This window comes from Nonomuraea sp. NPDC050328 (assembly GCF_044459405.1).
In the GTDB taxonomy this organism is placed as follows: Bacteria; Actinomycetota; Actinomycetes; order Streptosporangiales; family Streptosporangiaceae; genus Nonomuraea.
Genome location: NZ_JBITIW010000002.1, coordinates 528661 through 550113 on the forward strand (window position 1 = coordinate 528661; position 21453 = coordinate 550113).

The 21453-nt window shown below is 73.3% G+C and carries 25 protein-coding genes; 10 read left to right on the top strand and 15 right to left on the bottom strand.

From position 1 onward, the window contains the following. Nucleotides 1-26 precede the first annotated feature (26 nt). The 3 genes from ACIBG7_RS08620 (at nucleotide 27) to ACIBG7_RS08630 (ending at nucleotide 3254) form a co-directional block, all read left to right on the top strand. The gene (locus ACIBG7_RS08620) at nucleotides 27-662 is read left to right on the top strand and encodes a copper resistance CopC family protein (protein WP_357931993.1); all 636 of its coding nucleotides are present in this window, start codon (nucleotides 27-29) and stop codon (nucleotides 660-662) included. Beyond that, a complete protein-coding gene (locus tag ACIBG7_RS08625; protein WP_397335672.1) occupies nucleotides 659-2665 on the top strand; it encodes a cytochrome c oxidase assembly protein in 2007 nt (668 codons plus the stop codon). Before ACIBG7_RS08620 ends, ACIBG7_RS08625 begins: the two co-directional genes overlap by 4 nt. Nucleotides 2666-2870: 205 nt before the next feature. Then, entirely contained in the window at nucleotides 2871-3254 is a 384-nt protein-coding gene (locus ACIBG7_RS08630; RefSeq protein WP_357931988.1) for a hypothetical protein, read from the top strand. Nucleotides 3255-3274: 20 nt separating this feature from the next. Here the strand turns inward: ACIBG7_RS08630 and map are convergent, their stop codons facing one another. After that, nucleotides 3275-4123 (bottom strand): type I methionyl aminopeptidase, encoded by an 849-nt coding sequence (gene map / locus ACIBG7_RS08635; RefSeq protein ID WP_357931985.1) that lies wholly within the window; start codon nucleotides 4121-4123, stop codon nucleotides 3275-3277. Between the two features lie 10 nt (nucleotides 4124-4133). Then, nucleotides 4134-5378 carry an esterase-like activity of phytase family protein gene (locus ACIBG7_RS08640; RefSeq protein WP_397335673.1) on the bottom strand — a complete coding sequence of 415 codons (1245 nt, stop codon included), beginning with the start codon at nucleotides 5376-5378 and terminating at the stop codon, nucleotides 4134-4136. Nucleotides 5379-5739: 361 nt separating this feature from the next. Here ACIBG7_RS08640 and ACIBG7_RS08645 point away from each other — a divergent pair, with 361 nt between their 5' ends. Next, nucleotides 5740-5880, top strand: coding sequence for a hypothetical protein (locus ACIBG7_RS08645; RefSeq protein ID WP_397335674.1), 141 nt, complete (start codon nucleotides 5740-5742; stop codon nucleotides 5878-5880). Here ACIBG7_RS08645 and npdG read toward each other — a convergent pair. Beyond that, on the bottom strand, nucleotides 5867-6520 hold the full coding sequence (gene npdG / locus ACIBG7_RS08650; RefSeq protein ID WP_357931980.1) for an NADPH-dependent F420 reductase: 654 nt from the start codon (nucleotides 6518-6520) through the stop codon (nucleotides 5867-5869). The two genes, ACIBG7_RS08645 and npdG, sit on opposite strands and share 14 nt — an antisense overlap. 134 nt (nucleotides 6521-6654) lie before the next feature. Between npdG and ACIBG7_RS08655 the strand changes: the two genes are divergently transcribed. After that, the gene (locus ACIBG7_RS08655; protein ID WP_357931977.1) at nucleotides 6655-7233 is read left to right on the top strand and encodes a hypothetical protein; all 579 of its coding nucleotides are present in this window, start codon (nucleotides 6655-6657) and stop codon (nucleotides 7231-7233) included. 79 nt (nucleotides 7234-7312) lie between these two features. Here ACIBG7_RS08655 and ACIBG7_RS08660 read toward each other — a convergent pair whose 3' ends face one another. Beyond that, nucleotides 7313-8272, bottom strand: a complete 960-nt coding sequence (locus tag ACIBG7_RS08660; protein WP_357931974.1) for a LysR family transcriptional regulator — start codon at nucleotides 8270-8272, stop codon at nucleotides 7313-7315. Nucleotides 8273-8344: 72 nt separating this feature from the next. Between ACIBG7_RS08660 and ACIBG7_RS08665 the strand changes: the two genes are divergently transcribed. Together ACIBG7_RS08665 and ACIBG7_RS08670 are read left to right on the top strand one after the other, a co-directional pair. Continuing rightward, entirely contained in the window at nucleotides 8345-8596 is a 252-nt protein-coding gene (locus tag ACIBG7_RS08665) for a hypothetical protein (RefSeq protein WP_357931972.1), read from the top strand. Beyond that, nucleotides 8593-9243 (top strand): cyclase family protein, encoded by a 651-nt coding sequence (locus tag ACIBG7_RS08670; protein WP_397335675.1) that lies wholly within the window; start codon nucleotides 8593-8595, stop codon nucleotides 9241-9243. The genes ACIBG7_RS08665 and ACIBG7_RS08670 overlap by 4 nt, the downstream gene beginning before the upstream one ends. Here the strand turns inward: ACIBG7_RS08670 and ACIBG7_RS08675 are convergent. From ACIBG7_RS08675 to ACIBG7_RS08710, 8 genes are all read right to left on the bottom strand, one after another. Continuing rightward, complete coding sequence (locus ACIBG7_RS08675; protein ID WP_357931968.1) at nucleotides 9225-9512, bottom strand: helix-turn-helix transcriptional regulator; 288 nt, start codon at nucleotides 9510-9512, stop codon at nucleotides 9225-9227. The genes ACIBG7_RS08670 and ACIBG7_RS08675 overlap by 19 nt on opposite strands. Nucleotides 9513-9589: 77 nt before the next feature. Then, complete coding sequence (locus ACIBG7_RS08680) at nucleotides 9590-9772, bottom strand: hypothetical protein (protein WP_357931965.1); 183 nt, start codon at nucleotides 9770-9772, stop codon at nucleotides 9590-9592. A 28-nt stretch (nucleotides 9773-9800) separates the two neighbouring features. Then, nucleotides 9801-10406: a response regulator transcription factor gene (locus ACIBG7_RS08685; protein WP_357931963.1), complete on the bottom strand. Its 606-nt coding sequence runs from the start codon at nucleotides 10404-10406 to the stop codon at nucleotides 9801-9803. Then, nucleotides 10403-11524, bottom strand: coding sequence for a sensor histidine kinase (locus ACIBG7_RS08690; RefSeq protein ID WP_357931961.1), 1122 nt, complete (start codon nucleotides 11522-11524; stop codon nucleotides 10403-10405). The genes ACIBG7_RS08685 and ACIBG7_RS08690 overlap by 4 nt, the downstream gene beginning before the upstream one ends. A gap of 10 nt (nucleotides 11525-11534) precedes the next feature. After that, the gene (locus ACIBG7_RS08695) at nucleotides 11535-12269 is read right to left on the bottom strand and encodes an ABC transporter permease (protein WP_397335676.1); all 735 of its coding nucleotides are present in this window, start codon (nucleotides 12267-12269) and stop codon (nucleotides 11535-11537) included. Then, on the bottom strand, nucleotides 12262-13146 hold the full coding sequence (locus ACIBG7_RS08700; RefSeq protein WP_397335677.1) for an ABC transporter ATP-binding protein: 885 nt from the start codon (nucleotides 13144-13146) through the stop codon (nucleotides 12262-12264). The genes ACIBG7_RS08695 and ACIBG7_RS08700 overlap by 8 nt, the downstream gene beginning before the upstream one ends. A gap of 44 nt (nucleotides 13147-13190) precedes the next feature. Then, entirely contained in the window at nucleotides 13191-13841 is a 651-nt protein-coding gene (locus tag ACIBG7_RS08705; RefSeq protein ID WP_397335678.1) for an alpha/beta hydrolase, read from the bottom strand. A 56-nt stretch (nucleotides 13842-13897) separates the two neighbouring features. Then, complete coding sequence (locus ACIBG7_RS08710) at nucleotides 13898-15343, bottom strand: PLP-dependent aminotransferase family protein (RefSeq protein WP_357931951.1); 1446 nt, start codon at nucleotides 15341-15343, stop codon at nucleotides 13898-13900. Nucleotides 15344-15402: 59 nt separating this feature from the next. Here ACIBG7_RS08710 and ACIBG7_RS08715 point away from each other — a divergent pair, with 59 nt between their 5' ends. After that, on the top strand, nucleotides 15403-16566 hold the full coding sequence (locus ACIBG7_RS08715; protein ID WP_397335679.1) for a trans-sulfuration enzyme family protein: 1164 nt from the start codon (nucleotides 15403-15405) through the stop codon (nucleotides 16564-16566). Nucleotides 16567-16578: 12 nt separating this feature from the next. Continuing rightward, complete coding sequence (locus tag ACIBG7_RS08720; RefSeq protein ID WP_397335680.1) at nucleotides 16579-17496, top strand: threonine/serine dehydratase; 918 nt, start codon at nucleotides 16579-16581, stop codon at nucleotides 17494-17496. 13 nt (nucleotides 17497-17509) lie between these two features. On the opposite strand, the gene panB is transcribed toward ACIBG7_RS08720, so the two are convergent. Next, nucleotides 17510-18349: a 3-methyl-2-oxobutanoate hydroxymethyltransferase gene (gene panB, locus ACIBG7_RS08725; RefSeq protein WP_357931943.1), complete on the bottom strand. Its 840-nt coding sequence runs from the start codon at nucleotides 18347-18349 to the stop codon at nucleotides 17510-17512. A 164-nt stretch (nucleotides 18350-18513) separates the two neighbouring features. Between panB and ACIBG7_RS08730 the strand changes: the two genes are divergently transcribed. Then, nucleotides 18514-19773 (top strand): MFS transporter, encoded by a 1260-nt coding sequence (locus ACIBG7_RS08730; protein WP_397335681.1) that lies wholly within the window; start codon nucleotides 18514-18516, stop codon nucleotides 19771-19773. A 148-nt stretch (nucleotides 19774-19921) separates the two neighbouring features. On the opposite strand, the gene ACIBG7_RS08735 is transcribed toward ACIBG7_RS08730, so the two are convergent. Together ACIBG7_RS08735 and ACIBG7_RS08740 are read right to left on the bottom strand one after the other, a co-directional pair. Beyond that, entirely contained in the window at nucleotides 19922-20779 is an 858-nt protein-coding gene (locus ACIBG7_RS08735; RefSeq protein ID WP_397335682.1) for an alpha/beta fold hydrolase, read from the bottom strand. Continuing rightward, the gene (locus ACIBG7_RS08740) at nucleotides 20763-21398 is read right to left on the bottom strand and encodes a PadR family transcriptional regulator (RefSeq protein WP_397335683.1); all 636 of its coding nucleotides are present in this window, start codon (nucleotides 21396-21398) and stop codon (nucleotides 20763-20765) included. Before ACIBG7_RS08740 ends, ACIBG7_RS08735 begins: the two co-directional genes overlap by 17 nt. Between the last annotated feature and the right edge of the window lie 55 nt (nucleotides 21399-21453).

The window sequence follows — 21453 nt, forward strand, 5'->3', positions numbered from 1 at the left end:
GTGGCGTGGGTAGCCTTGGTGATGCCATGAAGAGATCCCCACTCGCGGCCCTCACCGCGCTCCTCGCCGCCCTGTTCGCCGCCGTCCTGGTCGCCGGTACGGCCGGCCCCGCCCTGGCGCACGACGTGCTCAAGGGCAGCGACCCGAAGAAGGGCTCCACGGTCAAGGCCTTGGAGCAGGTCAGGCTCGAGTTCAGCGCGTCGGTGCGCATGCCGTACGTCATCGTGCGCGACTCCGGCGGCAAGCAGTTCGAGGACGGCGACGCGGAGGTCGAGGGGAAGGTGGTGACGCAGGCGGTCAAGACGCTGCCGGACGGCGCGTACACGATGGCCTACCGCGTCATCTCCTCCGACGGGCACCCGATCGAGGGCGAGATCCCGTTCAAGGTCGAGGGAGCCGAGGCCCCCGAGACCAGCGCCCCCGCGACCCAGGCGACCCCGGCGCCCACGGAGTCCGCGGGCGCCGCGACCTGGAGCGCCACCAAGCTGCCCGAGACGGACTCGCCCGCCGCCTCGCCTGAGGCCGCCTCGCCGGCCGCCGCCGAGCAGCCTCAGGAAGAGGGCGGCGGCTTCCCGATCTGGCTGATCATCGTGGTCGGCGCGGTGGTCGGCATCGGCATCGGATTCCTGATCAGCGCGAAGAAGGCGGGCCCCAAGCCATGACGACGGCGGCGAGCGGGTCCGCGACCCCGGCCCTCACCGGCGGCCGGGTCGCGCGGTTCGGATTCGCCGCCGCGGCGGCGGCGGTCGCCGGGCTGGCCCTGGCGATGGTGGCGGGCGGCGCCGCCTTCCCGCGGATCATCGCGGGCCTGCCCAACGCCGGCGCGTTCGTGCGCTGGGCGCTGCCGCTGTCGAAGCTGACGATGGACCTCGGCGGGATGCTGACCGTCGGCCTGCTGGTCGCGGCGGCCACCTTCTTCGTGAGCGACAAGGGCATGCTGGGCCCGGCCGCGACCGGCTACGTCAAGGCGGCCTCGTGGTCGGCCGTGGTGTGGGCGGGCGCGGCGGCGGCGCTGATGCTGTTCACCGCCGCCGACAACTTCCCCGAGCCGCTGGACGTGGTGGCGGCCGACTACCTGCCGAGCTTCGCCAGCCAGACCAGCCAGGGCATCGCGCTCACCCTCGTGGTGCTGTTCGCGCTGGCCCTCGCGCTGTTCGCGCGCGGGGCGATCACCGTCGGCGCGGCGGGCGGGCTGCTGGTGCTGGCCGTGGCCACGCTGCTGCCGCCCGCGCTGACCGGCCACTCCGCCAGCTCGCCCAACCACGACATGGCCATCTCCGGCCTGGCGCTGCACGTGATCGGCGTCGCGCTCTGGGTGGGCGGCCTGACCGTCGTGGTCGCGCACGCGCTGCGCCGGGGCCCCAAGCTGGAGCTCGCCGCCGACCGGTTCTCCCGGATGGCGCTGTGGTGCTACGTCGTGGTCGGCCTGTCCGGCCTGTTCAGCGTGCTGGCCCGGCTGGAGTCGGTCGAGGCGCTCTGGACCTCCTCCTACGGCGTGCTGCTGGTCGCCAAGACCGTCGCGTTCGTCCTGCTCGGCTACGCCGGCTGGTGGCACCGCCAGCGCACCCTCGCCGGCCTGGCCGCCGGCACGCCCGGCGCGTTCCTGCGGCTGGCCGTGGGCGAGGTGCTGGTCATGGCGGCCACCGTCGGCCTGGCCGTGGCGCTGTCGCGCACCCCGCCGCCGCCGGTGGTCCAGCCCGCCGACCGCGCCTACGAGCTGCTCGGCTACACCATGCCGCCGGAGATCTCGCTGGCCAACCTGGCCACCCTGTGGCGCTTCGACCTGTTCACCGCGACCATCGCCGCCGTCCTGGCCGGCCTGTACGGCGCAGCCGTCCTCCGGCTGGCCCGGCGCGGCGACAAGTGGCCGTGGGGCCGCACCGCGGCCTGGTTCGTCGGCATCGCGGTGCTGGTCGTCGCCACGCAGAGCGGCCTGGCCCGCTACGCGATGGTGATGTTCAGCGCCCACATGGTCGAGCACATGACGCTCACCATGGTCGTGCCGATCTTCCTCGTCCTCGGCGCCCCGATCACGCTGGCGCTGCGCGCGCTCAAGCCCGCCGCCCGGCGCGGCGACCGGGGGCCGCGCGAGTGGCTGACCACGATCCTGCACAGCCGGTTCATCAAGGTCATCGGGCACCCGGCCATCGCCACCGCGATCTTCGTGGCCTCGACCTACGCGCTCTACTTCACGCCGCTGTTCCAGGAGGCCATGCAGGAGCACCTGGGGCACATCGTGATGACCACGCACTTCCTGCTGAGCGGGTCGCTGTTCTTCTGGGTGATCATCGGGGTCGATCCGTCGCCGTATCGCCTGCCGTACGTGGGGAGGTTGCTGACGCTCTTCGTCACCATGCCCTTCCACGCCTTCTTCGGCATCGCGCTGATGATGTACGGGACGGTCATCGCCCAGGACTGGTACGACCAGCTCGGCCGGTTGTGGGGGGCGCCGCTGCTGGAGGACCAGAGCGACGGCGGCGCCATCGCCTGGGGCTTCGGCGAGATCCCGACGCTGATCGTGCTGATCGCGCTGGCCTACCAGTGGTACCACGACGAGGAGCGCAAGGCCCGCCGCTCCGATCGCCGGGCGGAGAAGGGCGACACCGAGCTCGACTCCTACAACGCCTACCTCGCCAAGCTGAACAAGGCGGACCGGGGCGAATGACACCCGTTCCTGCAAGGTGGCTGGCAGTCCAGTAGCCCCGGGGCTAGGTTCTGCGTACTACTTCCTCCAGCTTTCCCGACCCGCGGGTAGCCTTGATGGTGGGGGAGATCGGGCATCAGGATGACGACGGCTCGCGCCTAGCGGCTCCGGGATCGTCACGCGCCGGACGGGGACCGGTGTTGTCGGTGCTCTGGAAGGCGAGTGAATGGTGGAAGAGACGCGCATGCTCGGGGGCCGCGATCTGGCGGAGACGCTCACGGACGTGCTCCGCGAGTGGTCCGCCCGCACGGGGGTCGCGGTGGAGATCTGGGCGCTTCCCGACGGAGGGGTGTCCGCGCCGCTGGCCAAGGGGGCCGAGGCGGCGCTGCGGGAGGCGCTGGCCAACGTGGAACGCTTCAGCGGCGCCCGCACGGTGTCGGTGGCGGTCACCCGGTCGCGGCGCGGCCTTCGGATGACCGTCAGCGACGACGGCGGGGGCACGCCCTGGGAGGAGACCCGGCTCCGCGCGATCTTCGCGGAGCTCGGCGGCAAGGTGACCGTCAACCACGTGCCCGGCGAGGGCACCACCATGACGGCGGTCGCGGGTTAGGCCTGCGGTCCCGTCTCCGGTCAGGCGAGGGTGAGGATCTCGCTGCCGGAGTCGGTCACCAGGATGGTGTGCTCGAACTGGGCGGTCCGCTTGCGGTCGCGGGTGACGGCCGTCCAGCCGTCGGGCCAGATCTCGTAGTCGATCGTGCCGAGCGTCAGCATCGGCTCGATGGTGAAGGTCATGCCCGGCTTCAGCTCGACCTGCAGCTTCGGGTCCTCGTAGTGCGGCACCATCAGCCCGGAGTGGAAGGTGGTGCCGATGCCGTGCCCGGTGAAGTCGCGCACCACGCCGTAGCCGAAGCGCTTGGCGTAGGCCTCGATGACCCGGCCGACCACGTTGAGCTGCCGGCCGGGGGCGACCGCCTTGATGGCGCGCATCATCGCCTCGCGGGTGCGCTCGACCAGCAGCCGCGACTCCTCGTCCACCTCGCCGACCAGGTAGGTCGCGTCGGTGTCGCCGTGCACGCCGCCGATGAAGGCGGTGATGTCCACGTTGACGATGTCGCCCTCGTTGAGGACGGTGTCGTCCGGGATGCCGTGGCAGATCACCTCGTTGATCGAGGTGCACAGCGACTTGGGGTAGCCGCGGTAGCCGAGCGTGCTGGGGTAGGCCCCGTGGTCGAGGAGGAACTCGTGGCCGATCCGGTCGAGCTCGTCGGTCGTGATGCCCGGCCGGACGTTGCGGCCGACCTCGTCGAGCGCCTGTGCGGCGATCCGGCCGGCCACCCGCATGCGCTCGATGATCTCGGGCGTCTTGACGTCGTCCTCGCCGACCTTGGGGCGGGCCTTGCCGACGTACTCCGGCCTCGCGATGTGGGCCGGAACCTTTCGCAGGGGCGAGATCCGCCCTGGCTGGAGCACAGTCGTCATGGAGCCGAGTCTAGTGGAGCGGCTTGGGCAGGCGGATCGTCAGGATCCGTCCCTTGACGCCGGAGTCCTTGAGCCGGCCGTCCTCGCCGAACTCGCCCACGCCGAAGTCGTTGTCGTTGGCGATGACCAGCGTGCGGGGGTCGAGCAGCGCGATGCCCTCGATCTTGTCCGGGACGCCGGGGATGGCCTCCAGGTCCACCGCGAGCTCCTTGCTCACCGGGACCGCGCCGCTGGCGCCGGACTCCAGGGTCTTGTCGTACTGCCCGCCGAGCAGGTCGGTGGCCTTGCGCAGGTCCACGGTGTACAGGCGGGCGACCTCGTCGGTGCGCTCCTCGACCAGCAGGCGGGTGTCGCTGAGCGCGACCAGGCCGGAGATCTTCAGGTCCTTCTGCTCGGCGCCGAAGGCCTTGCCCTCCTCGAACCGGTAGGCGTACTCGGCGGTCGGCTTGCCGGTCTTCAGGTCGACGACCAGCAGGCGGCCGATCCGGCTGGCCTTGCCGGCCTTCTTGTCCGGGTTGGCCAGCGGGCTCTGCACGGCGAGGAAGAGCTTGCCGCCGCGGATGGCCAGGCCCTCGAAGCCGCGGTTGTCCTGGCGCTTGGCGAGGATCGCGGGCAGCGTCTCGTGCACCGGGTAGCCGGCGCCCTTCAGTCCGAGGCCCTGCGGGACGTACCGCGCCAGGATGCGGCCGTCGCCACCCACCTTGACCAGCGACGGGGCGTACTCGTCGACCAGCCAGAAGGTGCCGTCGCGGTCGCGGACGATGTCCTCGGCGTCCAGGCCGTTCGGGTCGAAGGGCAGCACCTCCGAGCCGTCCCACGAGTACGGCTTCTCCTGGCCCTCCTGGTTGGACAGGCCGGTGATGGGGGTGCCGTCGCTTTTCTTGAGCGTCAGGGCGCGGGTGATCTCCGCCTTGCCCTTGCGCACCTCGACCCGGACGATGGCGGGCGCGAAGTCCGGCACCGGGAAGGTGCGCTTGTCGCCCAGCTCGCCGTTCGGGCCGCGGTCGGTGACCATCCAGAAGTCACCCTTGCGGTTGGCCGGGAACAGGCCGCTGCCCAGCCCGCCCAGCTTGACGCCGCGGTCGTCGGCGACCGGCTGGAAGTCGGCCAGCGCCGGGGCGGGGAGCTCGACGTCGGAGACCACCTTCGGCGCCTTGACCGGCGGGGCGGCCGTGGCGGCGGCGGGGGTGAGGACGGTTGCGGCCAGCGCGGCACCCGCGGCGAGCGCGGCGGCCGAGGCCAGGAGGCGAGACACGTTCAGGGACCTCTCGTGCACCAAAGGGGACATATGGCACGAAAGGTAGCGGCGGCGGTGGTCTGCGGGGTGGCCGCAGGATGAACGGGGGCCACCCGCCGATGAACACTCGCCGCGGGGGACGGGGTGCTCGGGAGGAGGGGTGCTGGGAGGAAGGGGGAGGGGCTGAGCGGAAGGGGGAGCTAGAGGGCTGGTCTGGGCTGGGCTTGGAGAGGGCCGGTCAGAGGTGCGGGCCGGGCTCTGAGGGCCGGTCAGGAGTGGGCCGAAGACGGGGGAGGGGGTGGAGGAGGCGGCCGGAGCGGGGCGGGAGAGGGCGGGACGAATGGGCAGGCCAGAGGGGCGGGCGGGGCTGGGAGCCGGCGTGGCGGGAGGGACGGGGATGGGGGGCGGGGTGGCGGCGCGCTGGGAGGCGGCCGCCGGTCCCGGGCATCTATGCGGCGAGAACCCCGTGCGGCGGGCGGTGATCCTGTACGGCGCCGCCGACCAGCTCACACATCAGTGATCCGAAGCCCAGCATGAGCCTTGTACCGCCGATTGATCGAGATGAGGTTGGCCGTGAACGCCTCAACCTGGTGAGCGTTCCGCAACCGCCCCCCATAAACCCCCCGCACCCCGGGAATGACCGCAGCCAGCTCCCGCACCAGGTCGGTAGCCTCCCGGTCGTCCCCGAGCACGAGCACGTCGAGGTCCACCTTCTCCACCGCCGGGTCGAGCAGCAGCACGGCCGAGACGTGGTGGAAGGCCCCCACGACCCGGCTGTCCGGGAGGACGGCGGCGGCCTGCTGGGCGGCGCTGCCCTCCTCGACCGGCAGCGCGTAGGCGCCCTGCTTGTCGAAGCCCAGCGGGTTCACGCAGTCGATGACGATCTTCCCGGCGAGGGGCTCGCGCAGGGACTCCAGCAGTGCCTTGTGCCCGTCCCACGGCACCGCGACGATGATCAGGTCCGCCTCGGCGGCGACGGCGGCGTTCTCCGCGCCGGTGGCGCCGTGCCCGATCTCCGCCGCGGCCTCCTCGGCCCGGCCGGCGTTCCTGGATCCGATGATGACCTGGTGGCCCGCCAGGGCGAACCGGCGCGCCAGGCCCTTGCCCTGGTCGCCGGTGCCGCCCAGGATGCCGATGGAAAGTCCGCTCACGTCAGTCATACCGAGATCATGCCAGGTGCCGCCGGAGCGGCCGCGGCCCGGTTCCGGCTGGCGGATCCAGCGGGTGGGTCCGGCGTCCGGCGATCAGTCCGGAATCGCCCGCGCCGCGGCGTGGTGTCGGGCACCATGGTCGGATGGACTCTGGGTCGGTGGCCTTCCTGCGCGAGCTGCTGGAGGGCTCGGGGTGGATCGAGCGCACCAGGGAGTTCGGCCTGGCCCTGCGGGCCACCCGCTCGCCCGGCGGGCTGCTGCTGGTGGGCACGCCCGAGGAGGAGCCCTGGCATCTGACCGCGCATCTCGGGGACGAGGCGCGGCTGGCGGAACTGCCTCAGCTCGCTCCGACGCTGGTGCGCTGGCGGCCTCCGGTGGACGCGCCGCCGCATCTGCGGGTGGGGCTCGACCGGCTGGAGGCGGCGCGGCGGGGGGAGACGTTGCTGGTGGTGGCCGAGAGCGCCGCGCCGGTGCCGTTGCTGGAGCGGGTGGACGACGCGCGGCGGACCGGGGCGACCATCCTGGCGCTGGAGAACGGGGACGCCGAGCTGGCGGGGCTGGCGCATGACGCGATCGCGGTGCCGCTTCAGGGTCCGGTGAGTTTCGACGGGGCGCAGCATCTGGTCAGCTCGGCGGCAGGTGAGGTACGGCGGCGCCAGAGCCTGCGTGATCGGCTGGCCCGCCTGCTGGACAAGGTCAGCGGCCCCCAGCTCACCGACTGACACGCCCCGCACCAACAACCTCGGCGAACCAGCGCCAGGCTTCGGGCACCCCGGTGCGCCCACCCCCCGGCCCTCCGGCTCAGTCGAGGGCGGGTTCCGTCGAGGTGGGCAGGCGGTCGGCCAGGCCGGCGCCGATGGACTGGGTGGCCTCCTCGATGGCGCCGATCACCACGGCCTGCACCGGGTCGGGCTCGCCGGAGCGCGTCCGGCTGACCCGGGTGACCACGTCGAGCCGCCGCGCGCCGACGTCGGTGATCTCGCTCACCCGCACCTCGCCCTCGCGCACGTCCAGCAGGGCCAGCGTGGGCACGATCGCCACCCCGTGCCCCGCCGCGACCAGCGCCAGCGTCGGCCCGAACTCGGTGATGACGTGCACCCGGCGCGGCTCGAAGGCGTGCCGGGCGGCCAGCCGTTCGAGCGCCTGGCCGCAGGCCTGGGACGGCTCGCCGGCCACCCACGGCACCTCGGCCAGCTCGGCGACGGTGCGGTAGGAGGCGGTCCAGTGCGGCGGGACCACGATGCGGTACTCGTCGATGTAGAGCGTGCGCGTGGTCAGCGACGGCTGGGAGAGCGCGGGCAGGCTCATGTCCTGCTCGGTGATGAGCACGTCCACCGCGCCGAGCCGCAACTCCTGCAGGGCGGGCGCGCCGTACACCTCGTGGATGACCGGGGTGATGCGCGGGTGCCGTACGGCCAGCTCCCGCATGGCGGGCACGAGCATGTGCCGGATCACCGTGGGGAAGGCGGCGATGGTCACCGGCCCGGACAGCCGCTCGGTGAACCGGGTCAGCTCGCGCCGCGCCTCGGTGAGCTCCTCCTCGACCCGCTCGGCGTACCCGGCCAGCACGCGGCCGGCGGGGGTGAGCGAGACGGTGCGCTGGGAGCGGTCGATCAGCGCCAGGCCGACCTCGCGTTCGAGCTGGGCGAGCTGCTGGGAGACGGCCGAGGGGGTCAGGTGCAGGGCCTCGGCCGCCCGGGTGACCCCGCCGCGGCGCGCCACCTCGTGGAGCACCCGCAGCCGCCGGGGGTCGATGTCCATGCAGCCCAGCTTACGCTGTGCTTTAGAGACCTTTATTTGTCCTTTACCTGCGCCGCTCCCCAGAATTCGGGGATGGACATCCTCCTGACAGTGATCGGCTGGCTCGGCGCCGCCCTCCTGGTCTTCGGGTACGCGATGGTCTCCGCCGGGCGGATGACCGGGGACGGCCTGCCGTACCAGCTCGTGAACCTGGTCGGCGCGCTCACGCTGATGCTGAACTCGGCCTATCAGGGCGCCTGGCCGTCGGCGATCCTCAACGTGGTGTGGACCGGGATCGGCGTGGCCGCCCTGGTGAAGCTGGCCCGGCCGAAGGTGGCGCAGTGATCGTCGAACTGAGCCACCGCATCGTCGAAGGCATGATCACCTACCCGGGCGTGCCCGCGCCGGTGCTGGGCGAGCACCTGAGCCGGGAGGCGTCGAAGGACGTCTACGCGCCGGGCACGACCTTCCACATCGGGACGATCACCCTGGCCGCCAACACCGGCACCTACCTCGACACGCCCTTCCACCGCTACGCCGGGGGCGCGGACCTGTCCGGGGTGCCGATCCAGAAGCTGGCCGACCTGCCCGGCCTGGTCGTGCGGGCGGGCGAGGGCCGCGAGGTCGGCCTGGACCGGTTCGCCGGCCTGGACGTGCGGGGCCGGGCGGTGCTGCTGCACACCGGCTGGGACCGGCACTTCGCCACCGACCGGTACTTCTCCGGCCATCCCTACCTGGCGCCGGAGGCGGCGGCCTGGCTGGCCGAGCAGGGGGCCGCGCTGGTCGGGATCGACTCGCTCAACATCGACGACACCCCGCCGCGCGGCGAGCGGCCCGCCCACACGCTGTTGCTGGGGAAGGAGATCCCGGTGGTGGAGCACCTGACCGGGCTCGGCGCGCTGCCCGCCGAGGGGTTCCGCTTCCACGCCGCCCCGCCCATGATCGCCGGCATGGGCACCTTCCCGGTGCGGGCCTACGCGGTCATCCCGTAGGCCAGGAGCGCGGCCTCGGTGCGGTTGGCCGCGCCGAGCTTGCCGCGGGCGTTCTCCACGTGCTTCTCGACGGTGCGCGGGCTGATCTCCAGCCTCCTGGCGATCTGCCCGTTGGTGAGCCCGCGGGCGACCAGGCCGAGCACGGCGCTCTCGCGTTTGGTGAGGGCGTCGTCGGGGCCCGCCTCGGTGATCAGGATCGCGTGCGGGGACACGGCCGTGACCACCAGGCCGTCGGGGAGGGACTGCAACAGCTCTGTCAACCGCGACATGGCCGGACCTTTCCGAGAGGCGGAACCTCTCAGAGTCTGCGGCGCGGGCGGCGTCGTCGGCATGAGTACCCCGTTACTCAGTCTTCGTCTGCCTTGTCCCAGGACTCGTTGCGCTCCCTGGCGCGGCGCAGGGCTCCGGCCGCCTCCTCGCGCGAGTCGTAGGGGCCCATGCGGTCCTTGTTCGGGCAGCCCCGGTCCGGCTCGACCCGCTGGTGGGTCAGGCAGAACCACCAGGGTCCGCCGTCCTCTGCTTCGCTCATGGAGCTGATTCTGCCCCGCGCCCGGCGATCACAACCAGCCCGCGTCCTCGGCGATGCGGATGGCGTCGATCTTGTTCCGGGCGCCGGTCTTGGTGATCGCGCCGGTCAGGTAGTTGCGCACGGTGCCGGTGGACAGGTGCAGCCGCTGGGCGATCTCCTCGGCCGACGAGCCGTGCGCCGCCTCCCTGAGCACGGTGGCCTCCCGCTGGGTGAGCGGGCTCTCGCCGTACTCCATCGCGGCGGCGACCAGCTCCGGGTCGAGCACGCGCAGCCCCTGCGCGGTGCGGCGGATGGCGTCGGCCAGCCGGTCGCCGGGCGCGTCCTTCACCAGGAAGGCCTCGATGCCGCCGGCCAGCGCGCGGCGCACCTGCCCCGGCTGGCCCATCGCGGTCAGGATCAGGATCCGGCAGCCGGGCAGGCGCTCGCGCAGCGTGGCCGCCGCGGTGATGCCGTCGAGCACCGGCAGGTCGATGTCGAGCACCGCGACGTCGGGCCGGACCTCCAGCGCGGCGGGCACGATCTCGTCGCCCCTGGTCACCTCGGCGACCACCTCGATGTCGCGCTCCAGCCGCAGCAGCGCGGTGAGCGCGGCCCTGATCATGTGCATGTCCTCGGCCAGCAGCACGCGGATCACACCGGCACCTCCATCGTCAGCCGGAAGGCCTCCCCGTCGGCGCGGGCCTCCAGCCGCCCGCCTGCCTGCTCGGCCCGTTCCCGCATCCCGGTCAGCCCGTGCCCGCGACCGTGCCCGTCCGGTACGGCGGAGCCCGCCACCCCGTCGTTGACCACTTCCAGCCGGGCCCGCCCGGCGTCGAGCGCGGTGCTGATCGAGCAGGTCGTCGCCCGGCTGTGCCGCAGCACGTTGGTGACCGCCTCGCGCACGCCCCAGGCCAGGGCCGCCTCGGCGGGCTGCGGCAGCCGTACCTCGGCCAGGTTGACCAGGCAGGCGATCCCCGAGGCCTCCAGCAGGGCCTGGCCCCGGTGCACCTCGCCTGCCAGCGACAGCTCGCGGTAGCCGCGCACGACCTGCCGGACGTCCTGGGCCGCCTCCCGCGCGACGCTGACCAGCTCGCCCACCTCGGTGCGGGCCGCGGCCGGGTCGCGATCCAGCAGCCGGGCGGCCAGGTCGCCCTTGAGCGCGATCGCGGTCAGGCTGCGGCCCAGGCCGTCGTGCAGGTCGCGGGAGATGCGCAGCCGCTCCTTGAGCACGGCCGCCTCGGCCAGGTCGGCGCGGGCCTGCTCCAGTTCGGTGGTGACCCGGACCAGCCGGATCAGGGCGTAGATGACCGTGCTGGTGAGCGCCATCTGCAACGCCTGGGTGGCGAAGGTGACGACGAGGACGTCGGTGGGCATGGCCAGGTGCCCGACCGAGCGCAGGAGCTGCAGGAACAGGTAGCCGCTCATCGCCAGCAGGACCGGGCCCGCCCAGCGCAGCGGCAGCAGCGCGAGCACCGCGCCGCCGAGCAGCGGGGCGGTGACGCCGGACCAGCCGTCGGGCAGCATCAGGTCCGGCACGTAGGTGGCCGCCACCTGGACCAGCAGCGGCAGCGGATGCAGGGGCGGGCGCCGGCCGGCCAGCGCGGCGCGCATGTTGAGCACGTGCGGCAGGTAGACGCCGAGCAGGGCGGCGCAGACCGTCGCGGTGAGCCAGGGGATGCCGCGGCCGAGGTACAGGACCGCGGCCCAGGCGACGTACAGAAGGGAAAGGCCGGCGATCACGGTGATCGCCAGCCTGCGAGCGGAGAGGGTCATCAGATGTCCATTATGTCCGCCGTGGTTCCCACCGGAACCGCAGGCGGATGACCAGCACCGCCACCGCGACGAAGACGGCCAGCCTGGCCAGGGGCGGCAGGTAGCCGCCTGCCCCGGTGTGCGCCTGCTCCAGCAGGTCGGCGAAGGCCACGTTGGGCAGCCAGTGCAGCACCTGGGTGATCCAGCCGGGCAGCAACTCGGTCAACGGCCCGAAGCCGCCCGCGCCCACCCCGCCGAGCAGGAAGAACGGCATCGCCAGCACGGCCGCCAGCTCCGCGCGCGGCACCGCGAGGGTGTAGGCCGCGCCGAGCACCGCCAGGGCCAGCGCGCCGAGCGCCAGGATCAGCACCACGAGCACCGGCTGCGCGGGCGGCTCGATCACCCCGGCCAGCAGCAACGTCGCCGTGATGGCGAGCATCACCGCCAGCGCCTGGGCGGCCACGTTCACGATCTCCCCGGCGAGGATCGCCCCGTCGCCGAGCCCGGTGGCCCGCATCCGCTTGAGGATGAGCTGGTCGCGCCGCGCGGTGAGGGTGATCACCGTCTGCTGGAAGGCGCTGATCGTGGCGATCATCGCCAGCAGGCCCAGGTGCACCCGGAGCCCGCCGGAGACGCCCAGCTTGTGCATCATCAGCGGCAGGAAGATCCCCAGCCCCAGCGAGAGCGCCACCGAGGTGGACAGCGCCACCTTGTCGCGCCAGAGCAGCCTGGCCCCGAACCGGGCCACCGCGACGGTCTCACGCATCTCCGCCCACCTCCAGGAAGAGCTCCTCCAGCGACGCCGTGCGGACCTCGAGCCCGCGCAGCCGCAGGCCGCGCGCCGCGGCCCAGCCCACCAGTTCCTGCGCCGCCAGGTCCGGGTCCTGCGTACGGCAGAGCATCCGGCCCCCCTCCAGCGTCACCGGCAGCGGCAGGTCCTCGGGCCCGACGCCCGGCGGCGCCTCGAAGCTGACCCGCCCCGAGCCGCCGGCCAGCGTCTCGGCCATGCCGCCCGAGGTCACCAGCTCGCCCCGGTCGAGGATGGCCAGGCTGCGCGCGAGCTGCTGGGCCTCCTCCAGGTAGTGCGTGGTCAGCAGCACGGCCGTGCCGGCCGCGGCCAGGTCGCGCACGACCTGCCAGGTGGCCTGCCGGGCCGCCGGGTCCATGCCGGTGGTCGGCTCGTCGAGGAAGAGCACCTCGGGCCGGCCCAGCAGGGCGAGCGCCAGGTCGAGGCGGCGCTTCTCGCCTCCCGACAACTGCCGGACCTTCGTGCCGGCCTTCTCGCCCAGCCCGGCCAGCTCCAGCGCCTCGCCCGCGGGCCGGGCCGCCGGGGTGAAGGCGCGCCACGCCTCGACGGTCTGGGCCGCCGTCAGGTCGGGGAAGAACCCGGCCTCCTGCAGGAGGATGCCGCACGCCTGCCGTACCCGGCGGCGGTCCTTCACCGGGTCGTGGCCCAGGATGCGCACCTGGCCGCCGTCGGGGCGCTGGAAACCGGCCAGCAGCTCGACCGTCGTGGTCTTGCCCGCGCCGTTGCGGCCGAGGAGCGCGAAGATCTCCCCGGCGGCGACGTCGAAGGAGACGCCCCGTACCGCCTCGAAGCCGCCGTAGGACTTGCGCAAGTCCCGAACCGTGATCGCTGTCATGCCTCGATGGTCGGCCGCTCAGCGCTCCGGCGGCAGTGAGGAATTCACATCTTCAGCAACTTCTCCGCCACCGCGTCCGGTTCACTCAGGTGGTGCAGGTGGTTGCCGGGCAGCCGCTCCACCGCCCAGCCGCGAGCCGCCGCCCGCTTGGCGTCCTCCGCGTACGGCTCGCAGTACCACAGATAGGCGCACGGCAGGGCGTCCCAGCCCGCCTCGACCGGGACGTTCTCCTCGAAGTAGGCCAGCGGCAGCCGCGGCTGCTCGGCGAGCACCCGCTCGCAGGTCTCGCGGTCGGGGAAGAGCGCGGCCACGTCGGAGCCGACCCACCACTCGCTCCAGCGCGGCAGCAGCCCGTCGACGTCGGCCAGCTTGCGCAGGAACGACAGGTGCTCGCCCTGCGCCGCCGAGGCCTCGCCGTGGGCGGGCGGCAGCAGGGCGTCGACGAAGACGCACCGGCTGACCTCCAGCGCCCGGCACAGCAGGGGCGTGAACACCCCGGCGTTGCTGTGCGGCACCAGGACCAGCGGCCCGTCCGGGACCTGCGCGGCGACCGTCTCCACCGCCTCCCGCCAATACGGCGGCGCCGCCAGGCCGCGCAGGTCGGGCACCACGGCGCTCGGCAGGCGTTCGGCGACCGGCGCCCAGGAGGCGGGGCCGAGCAGGGGGCTGTGCAGCAGCACGTAGGTGGGGGCCATGCCGATGTCCTTCCCCGGCGGCCCCGGTTTCAGGCCCGGATCCGGGACGCGCGGGGTCAGACGATGAGCGCGTGGCCGCTCACCCGGGTGCGGCTGCCGTCGTAGGCGTCCCAGGCCGCGGCCAGCGCCTCGACCGCGCGGGTGAGCTCGGCGGGCTCGAACAGGAAGTGCAGCCGCAGCCGGTCGCCGAACCCGCCCAGCGGGTCGAAGGCGCGGCCCGGCGCGACCGCCACCCCGTGCCGGAGCGCGAGCTGGGCGAAGGAGTCGGCGTCGCCCCTGGGCAGCCGCACCCACAGCGTCTGGCCGCCGAGCGCGGGCTCGAACTCCCAGCCGGGCAGCCTGGTGCGCAGCTCGGCGGTCAGGTGGTCGTGCCGGGCGCGCAGGGTGGCGATGCGGGCCTGCCGTACCTCCTCGTGGTGGTCGAGCAGCCAGGCGGCGGCGAGCTGACCGGCGGTGTCGCCGCCGAGGTCGTGGATGGCGCGCAGCCGCGCCAGGCGGGAGATCAGGGGAGCGGGCGCCCGCACCCAGCCGACGCGCAGGCCGCCCCAGACGACCTTGCTGAGCGAGGCGATGGTGATCGCCTGCCGGGAGTGCAGCGCCAGGGGCGGCGGCACCTCGCCGGAGAAGCACAGCTCGGCGCAGACCTCGTCGTCGATCACCGGCACGCCGTGCCGCGCGGCCAGGTCGGCGACGTGGCGGCGGGTGGTGTTGTCCATCACGCCGCCGGCCGGGTTGGAGGCGGTGGGCACGACGTAGAGCAGGGCGGCCCGCTCGCGCAGGGCGGCGCCCAGGGAGCCGGAGACCGGGTCGGTCGCGACCGGGCGGATCACGGCCGAGGCGTGGCGGAAGACCTCCAGGGCCCCCGGGTAGGTCGGCGACTCGGTGAGCACAGTGTCGCCGGGGCTGACCAGCAGCCCGGTGAGCAGGGTGAGCGCCTGCTGGGCGCCGGTGGTGACGATGATCTCCTCGGCCGTGGTGGGCAGGCCGCGGGCTCGGTAGCGGGCGGCGACCGCCTCGCGCAGCAGCGGGTGCCCGGCGGGCTGGTAGCCGAGGTCGTGCCGCAGCCCGGACAGCCGCCGGGCGGCGGCGTGGTAGGCCTCGGCGAGCTGCGGCGGCGGCTCGTCCGGCGCGGCGCAGGTCAGCAACTGCACCCCGTCCGGCGGGTTGAGGATGTGCATGAGCAGCGGGTTGGGCACCACGTCGCCCGGCGGCCGCTCGCTCGCCGGCGGGCCGGCCGGCTCGGCGACCCGGGTGCCGCTGCCCTGCCGGCGGATCACCCGGCCCTCCTGCTGGAGCAGGTCGTAGGCGGCCACCACGGTGCCGCGGCCGACCGCCAGCCGGGCGGCCAGCACCCGGTCAGGCGGCAGCAGCACGCCGGGCGCGAGCATGCCGTCGTCGATCAGGGCCCGCAGCCGGGTGGTGAGCAGCAGGTAGAGCGGCCCGCGCCCGGACCCCCACCGGCCGAGCAGCTCGACCAGGTCGTCAAGATTGGCCCCATTCATGGACCAATTTTGCCGCATTGGCTCTCATCTCGCACGCGGAAACCGACAATCCTGGTGATATGCGACCTGAGACTCGGACCGTGCACCTGCCCAAGCCCTCCGTCACCGGCAGCGTCCCCATCTCGATGCCGATCTACCAGACCTCCGGCTTCGTCTTCGACGACCCGGCCGCCTTCGCCGAGGAGATGGGCCGGCCGGGCGGCGCCTACGTCTACGGGCGCTACTCCAACCCCACCGTCCGCGCCCTGGAGGAGGCGGTCGCCGGCCTCGAAGGCGGCGCCGCGGCCATCGCCACCGGCTCAGGCATGGGCGCGATCAACTGCGTGCTGCTCGGCCTGCTCCAGCCCGGCGACCACCTCATCGCCCAGGAGGCGCTGTACGGCGGGACCGCCGCGATGATCAACGACCTGGTCTCGCGCTTCGGCATCACCGTCAGCTACGTGCCCGAGGACGACCCGGCCGCCCTGCGCGCCGCGGTCACCCCGGCCACCAAGCTGGTCTACCTGGAGACCATCGCCAACCCGGTCGGCCAGGTCGCCGACCTGCCCGCGATGTGCTCGGCCGCCCGCGACCTCGGCCTGATCTCCGTCGTCGACAACACCTTCGCCACGCCGCTGCTGTGCCGGCCGCTGGAGCTCGGCGCGGACATCGTGCTGCACTCGGTGACCAAGTACCTCTCCGGCCACGCCGACGTCGTCGGCGGCATCGCGGTCTTCGCCGACGAGGAACTGCACGGCAAGGTCTGGCACTTCGCCATCGAACTCGGCGCCACCCCCGACCCGTTCGCCGCCTGGCTCAGCCTGCGCGGCATGCAGACGCTCGCGCTGCGCATGGAACGCCACTGCGCCAACGCCCGGCACCTGGCCACCCGCCTGGCCGCGCACCCGGCGGTCAGCGCCGTGCACTGGGCCGGGCTGGAGAACCACCGCTCCCACGAGGTCGCCCGCAAGGTGCTGGCCGACTTCGGCGGCGTGCTGGCCTTCGACATCGCCGGCGGACGGGCCGCCGCCGACTCCTTCATGGCCTCCATCCGGCTGGCGCTCCTGGCGCCCTCGCTCGGCGGGGTCGAGACCCTCGTCCTGCACCCGGCGAGCACCTCGCACCGGGCCCTCAACGCCGCCGAGCTGGCCCGCACCGGCGTCACCGAGGGGACGGTACGGCTCGCCGTCGGCATCGAGCACCCCGACGACCTGTGGGCGGACATCGAGCAGGCGCTGTCCTGAACAATGGATGACGTGAACACCCCCACCCTCGACGACGTCCGGGCGGCCGCCGCCCGCATCGCCCCCTACGTGCTGCGCACGCCGGTCCTCGACCTGTCGCCCACCCTCGCCCTCAAGCTGGAGCTGCTGCAGCGGTCGGGCTCGTTCAAGGTGCGCGGGGCCTTCAACCGGATGATCTCGGCGGGCGAGCTGCCGCCGGCCGGCGTGATCGCGGCCAGCGGCGGCAACCACGGCCTCGCGGTGGCCTACGCGGCCCGGGTGCTCGGGGTGCGGGCGGAGATCTTCGTGCCCGAGGTGACCAGCCCGGTGAAGGTCGCCGGGCTGCGGGCGCTCGGGGCGGAGATCACCCAGACCGGGGCGGTCTACGCCGAGGCCGCCGAGGCCGCGGCCAAGCGGGCCGCCGAGACCGGGGCGCTGTCCGTGCACGCCTACGACCAGCCGGAGGTGATCGCGGGGCAGGGGACCACGGGACTCGAACTCGTCGAGCAGCTCGGGGCGGTGGACACCGTGCTGGTCGCGGTGGGCGGCGGCGGCTTCGCGGGCGGCATCGCCCTCGGCATGGGCGCCGGCGGGCCGCGGGTCGTGGCGGTCGAGCCGGAGCTGATCCCCACCTTCCACGCCGCCCTCGCCGCGGGAGAACCGGTGCGGGTGCCGGTCAGCGGGGTCGCGGCGGACGCGCTGGGCGCCTCACGGCTGGGCGGGCTCGCCTTCGACCTGCTGGTGCGGGCCGGAGCGCGGAGCGTGCTGGTGCCGGACGACGCCATCGTGGCGGCCCGCCGTACCCTCTGGGCCGAGCAGCGGATCGCGGCCGAGCACTCGGGCGCGACCGCCTACGCGGCGTTGCTGTCCGGCGCGTACACGCCGGAGCCGGGGGAGCGGGTGGCGGTCGTGGTGTGCGGCTCGAACACCGACCCCGCCACCCTCTCCTGACCGTCCGGCGGGGTCAGCGGTAGCTGTGCTCCGGGGCGGGGAAGGCGCCGGCGACGACCTCGTCGGCGAAGGAGCGCACCGCCTGGTCCATGGCCTCGTGCAGGTTGAAGTACTGCTTGACGAACTTGGCCGGGTGCGGGGTCAGGCCCATCAGGTCCTGCCACACCAGCACCTGCGCGTCGGTGGACGGGCCGGCGCCGATGCCGATCGTCGGGATCGCCAGCGACGTGGTGACCTTCTCCGCCAGCTCCGACGGCACGCACTCCAGCACGACCGCGAAGGCGCCCGCCTGCTGCAGGTCCTTGGCGTCGGCCATGAGCTCGTCACCGGCCTGGCCGCGCCCCTGGACGCGGTAGCCGCCGAAGACGTTGACCGACTGCGGGGTGAGCCCGAGGTGCGCCATCACCGGGATGCCCGCGCTGACCAGCGCCTCCACCTGGGGAAGCACGCGCCGGCCGCCTTCGAGCTTGACCGCGTGGGCGCCCGACTCCTTCATGAACCGGGCCGCGGTCTCGAGCGCCTGCTGGGGAGAGGACTGGTAGGAGCCGAACGGCAGGTCGGCGACGACCATCGCCCGGCTGGAGCCACGCACCACCGCCGCGGTCAGCGGGAGGAGGTCCTCCACGGTGACCGGCAGGGTCGAGTCGTAGCCGTAGACGACCATCGCCGCCGAGTCGCCGACGAGCATGACCGGGATGCCGGCCTCGTCGAAGACCCGCGCCGTCATCGCGTCGTAGGCGGTCACCATCGGCCACTTCTCGCCGCGGTCCTTGGCCGCGGCCAGGTCGCGTACGGTGACCCTGCGTCCCGCCTGGCCGCCATAGAGAGTGGTCGGCTGGCTGGTAGAGGACATAGCGATCCCTCCAGATGAGTCTCGAGGCGCCCCTGTGGCGTACCCGGACGTTTCTGATGATTGCATGCGCTGCACAGGATTCAACACCCGGCGGTGAACAGGTAATCCGGTGGCGAAACTGTCGGTGCCTCACGCCACAATAGAGGCGGAGGTAAGTAATCAAGATGGCTATCGAACCTTACCGGCGTCTGCTTCGGCTGCCGGGCGTCCGCACCCTGCTGCTCGTGGGGCTGCTCGCCCGCATCCCCTCGACCGCGACGGGCATGGCGCTCACGCTGCACGTGGCCGAGCAGGGCATGGGCCGCATGGGTTTGGGCTACGCGCTCGCCGGTCTGGTGACCGCGGTCAGCACCATCGGCATGGCCGTCGGCTCCCCGCTGTCCGGCCGCTTCGTCGACCGGTACGGCCTGCGCCCCGTGCTGCTGGTGACCACCATCGCGCAGGCCCTGTTCTGGAGCACGGCGTGGGCGATGCCGTACTGGCTGCTGGCCGTCGCCGCCGCTGTGGCCGGGCTGCTGGCGCTACCCGTCTTCAGCGCCGTACGGCAGAGCCTGGCCGCGATGGTCCCGGTCGAGCAGCGGCGGGTGGCCTTCTCCATCGACTCCATGTTCGTCGAGCTGTCCTACATGACCGGCCCCGCCCTGTCCGTCGCCGGCATCATCGCGCTGGGCAGCACCTGGACCTTCGCCCTCATCGCCGTCGGCCTCACCGGCGCGGGCGTGGGGCTGCTCCTGCTCGACCCGCCGGTCCGCTCGGCCGAGGAACTGCGCCAGCCGCAGGCCAAGGTCAGCCGCAGGACCTGGTTCACGCCGGGCTTCTTCGCGCTGCTCGGCACCACGATGGCGGCCACCTTCGTGCTCACCGCCACCGAGCTGTCGCTGGTCGCCACGATGAACACGGCCGGCGCCGAGGCCTGGGTGGGGCTCGCGATCGGCATCTGGTGCGTCTACTCGCTGGTCGGCGGGTTCGTCTACGGCATGTTGCCGCGCGGCTTCTCGCCGCTCGTGCTCATCGCGGGGATGGGCCTGCTCACCGTGCCCGTCGGTCTGCTCGCCGGCGACTGGCGCCTGCTCGTCCTCGCCCTGCTGCCCGCCGGCCTTCTCTGCGCGCCCTCCCTGTCCTCCACCGTCGACGTCCTCAGCCGCTGGGTGCCCGCCGGGGCGCGTGGTGAGGCCATGGGCTTCCACGGCACCGCGCTGCTCATCGGCGGGGCCGCCTCCGCCCCCATCGCCGGCGCCATCATCGACGGCGTCGGACCTCCTTGGGCCTTCCTGGTGGCCGGCCTGGTCGGCGTCGGCATGGTGGCCCTGGCCCTCCCCTTCTGGCGCCGCCGCCCCCAGGACGCCCTCGCCACCCCCGACCAGCCCACCGAGCCGTCAACGACGGAACCCGACCAGCCGCCGGTGGCCAACCTCACCACCTGACCCCGGCCGTCGGCTTGGGGGACTCCGGGAACCGGAGCCAGGCAACCCTGGAGGACCCCCAGTTCCAGCCCACCGACCCCGAGGAGCTGGGGCGGGCCGGGAGGTAGGGGGCCCGGGGTGGGCCACCGAGACCGTGAGCCGGCGGGAGCTAGGCGTGCAGGAAAGAGGTCATGGTGGCGGCGACCGTGCGGGGGGCGCCGCCGCGGTCGGTGTTGCCGGAGCCGCCATGGCCGAGCCCCGGGAAGACGACCCGGCGCACCCGGGGAAGGACGGCCTCCAGAGCGTCCAAGGCCGCCTTGAGGTAGCGCGGGCTACGGTCGCCACCGAGCAGGAGGACGTCCGCCTCCACGTCCCCATACCGGTCCACCCGCCCGGCCACCTCCCGGACGAGCTGGAAGTCCCGCGCCAGGGTGGGAGCAGCCTGCCGCATGGTGAAGGCGTACGCCCCGGCCCGGCGGTCCTCCTGGCGGATGGCCAGCCGCACCATGGGCCTGAGCAGCCAGCCGGGCAGCCGGTTCAGCAGGGGCGGCCCCATCTCGGCGCCCCGCATCCCGGTCACCATCGCCCCGGCCAGGTCCCCGGCGGCGAGCAGCCGCTCATATCGGTCCATGTACGCGGGCTCGAAGGGCTCCTCGACGAGCAGCGGCGGCTCGTAGGCCACCACCCGGCGTACGGCGGGCAGAGCCAGGGCCGCCTCCAGCGCGATCAACGCTCCGGAGCTGACGCCGAACACCTGCTCCGTCTCGGTCGCCGCCAGGAGCGCGCCCAGGTCGGCCACCTCCTTGGCCATCGTGTACGCCCCGCCGTACGGGCCGCTCGTGCCCCGGCCGCGCCGGTCGTAGAGGGTGACGGTGAACCGGCCGGACAACGCCTCGGCGAGCTGGAGGTGGCTGGCGGCGTGCTCCATCCCGCCGTGGACGAGCACGAGCCCGGGGCCTTTGCCCATGCGGGTGAAAGCGATCGGGGTGCCGTCGGGGGAGAGGGCGGTTTCACCGGTGACGACCATCGCGTCCTCCTGGATGAGGGGGGCTGGGTGGCGGGTGGAGGGAGCGCCACAGGGGCAGGTCGGGGAAGGTGCCGTCGAGGAGTTCGGCCAGGAGCGCGCGGGTCCAGTCGAGCTCGGCCTGCCCGACGGCGAGGTCGTACTCCCGCTCCAGCAGGAACAGCCGCGGCGTCTCTCCCCGGTCGTGCGCGAGTTCGGCCCGCTGGGCGGCGAGCCGCCGCTCGACCAGGGCGGCCCGGGCCCGCAGCAGGCCGGCGGCCTCGTCCGGGTCGAGGATGGCGAGCACCGACAGCCCAGCCTCGAAACGGGGATGCTCCGGCTCGGGGACGGCGACCAGGTCCCGGGCCCAGTCCTCCAGCTCGGCCCGTCCCGCGGGGGTGAGGCGGTAGACGGTGCGCTCGGGACGGGCCCCGGCCCGCTCGCTGCCCGCCGCCTCGACGAAGCCGTGCCGCTCCAGGTTCTGCACCACCCGGTACAGGGAGCCCCACTTGATCTCCATGTCCTGGTCCTTGCCCCGGGCCCGGATCACGGTGGCCATCTCGTAGGGGTGCATCGGCCGGTCGACGAGGACGGTCAGCACGGCCAGGCCGAGCAGGTTGCCGACCTTGCGGCGGACGGGCATGAGATCTCCTCGCAGCGGAATACTCCGCTGCGAGTATAGGCCGGACAGTGCGCCG

Bases quoted from the DNA above. Each gene is read 5' to 3' on its own strand.
- ACIBG7_RS08620 (WP_357931993.1), top strand. From the start codon at position 27: ATGAAGAGATCCCCACTCGCGGCCCTCACCGCGCTCCTCGCCGCCCTG.
- ACIBG7_RS08740 (WP_397335683.1), bottom strand. From the start codon at position 21,398: ATGCCCGTCCGCCGCAAGGTCGGCAACCTGCTCGGCCTGGCCGTGCTG.
- map (WP_357931985.1), bottom strand. From the start codon at position 4,123: ATGACGACTGTGCTCCAGCCAGGGCGGATCTCGCCCCTGCGAAAGGTT.
- ACIBG7_RS08695 (WP_397335676.1), bottom strand. From the start codon at position 12,269: ATGCGTGAGACCGTCGCGGTGGCCCGGTTCGGGGCCAGGCTGCTCTGG.
- ACIBG7_RS08700 (WP_397335677.1), bottom strand. From the start codon at position 13,146: ATGACAGCGATCACGGTTCGGGACTTGCGCAAGTCCTACGGCGGCTTC.
- ACIBG7_RS08660 (WP_357931974.1), bottom strand. From the start codon at position 8,272: ATGGACATCGACCCCCGGCGGCTGCGGGTGCTCCACGAGGTGGCGCGC.
- ACIBG7_RS08730 (WP_397335681.1), top strand. From the start codon at position 18,514: ATGGCTATCGAACCTTACCGGCGTCTGCTTCGGCTGCCGGGCGTCCGC.
- ACIBG7_RS08705 (WP_397335678.1), bottom strand. From the start codon at position 13,841: ATGGCCCCCACCTACGTGCTGCTGCACAGCCCCCTGCTCGGCCCCGCC.
- ACIBG7_RS08630 (WP_357931988.1), top strand. From the start codon at position 2,871: ATGGTGGAAGAGACGCGCATGCTCGGGGGCCGCGATCTGGCGGAGACG.
- ACIBG7_RS08655 (WP_357931977.1), top strand. From the start codon at position 6,655: ATGGACTCTGGGTCGGTGGCCTTCCTGCGCGAGCTGCTGGAGGGCTCG.
- panB (WP_357931943.1), bottom strand. From the start codon at position 18,349: ATGTCCTCTACCAGCCAGCCGACCACTCTCTATGGCGGCCAGGCGGGA.
- ACIBG7_RS08690 (WP_357931961.1), bottom strand. From the start codon at position 11,524: ATGACCCTCTCCGCTCGCAGGCTGGCGATCACCGTGATCGCCGGCCTT.
- ACIBG7_RS08625 (WP_397335672.1), top strand. From the start codon at position 659: ATGACGACGGCGGCGAGCGGGTCCGCGACCCCGGCCCTCACCGGCGGC.
- ACIBG7_RS08675 (WP_357931968.1), bottom strand. From the start codon at position 9,512: ATGTCGCGGTTGACAGAGCTGTTGCAGTCCCTCCCCGACGGCCTGGTG.
- ACIBG7_RS08680 (WP_357931965.1), bottom strand. From the start codon at position 9,772: ATGAGCGAAGCAGAGGACGGCGGACCCTGGTGGTTCTGCCTGACCCAC.
- ACIBG7_RS08715 (WP_397335679.1), top strand. From the start codon at position 15,403: ATGCGACCTGAGACTCGGACCGTGCACCTGCCCAAGCCCTCCGTCACC.
- ACIBG7_RS08665 (WP_357931972.1), top strand. From the start codon at position 8,345: ATGGACATCCTCCTGACAGTGATCGGCTGGCTCGGCGCCGCCCTCCTG.
- npdG (WP_357931980.1), bottom strand. From the start codon at position 6,520: ATGACTGACGTGAGCGGACTTTCCATCGGCATCCTGGGCGGCACCGGC.
- ACIBG7_RS08735 (WP_397335682.1), bottom strand. From the start codon at position 20,779: ATGGTCGTCACCGGTGAAACCGCCCTCTCCCCCGACGGCACCCCGATC.
- ACIBG7_RS08710 (WP_357931951.1), bottom strand. From the start codon at position 15,343: ATGAATGGGGCCAATCTTGACGACCTGGTCGAGCTGCTCGGCCGGTGG.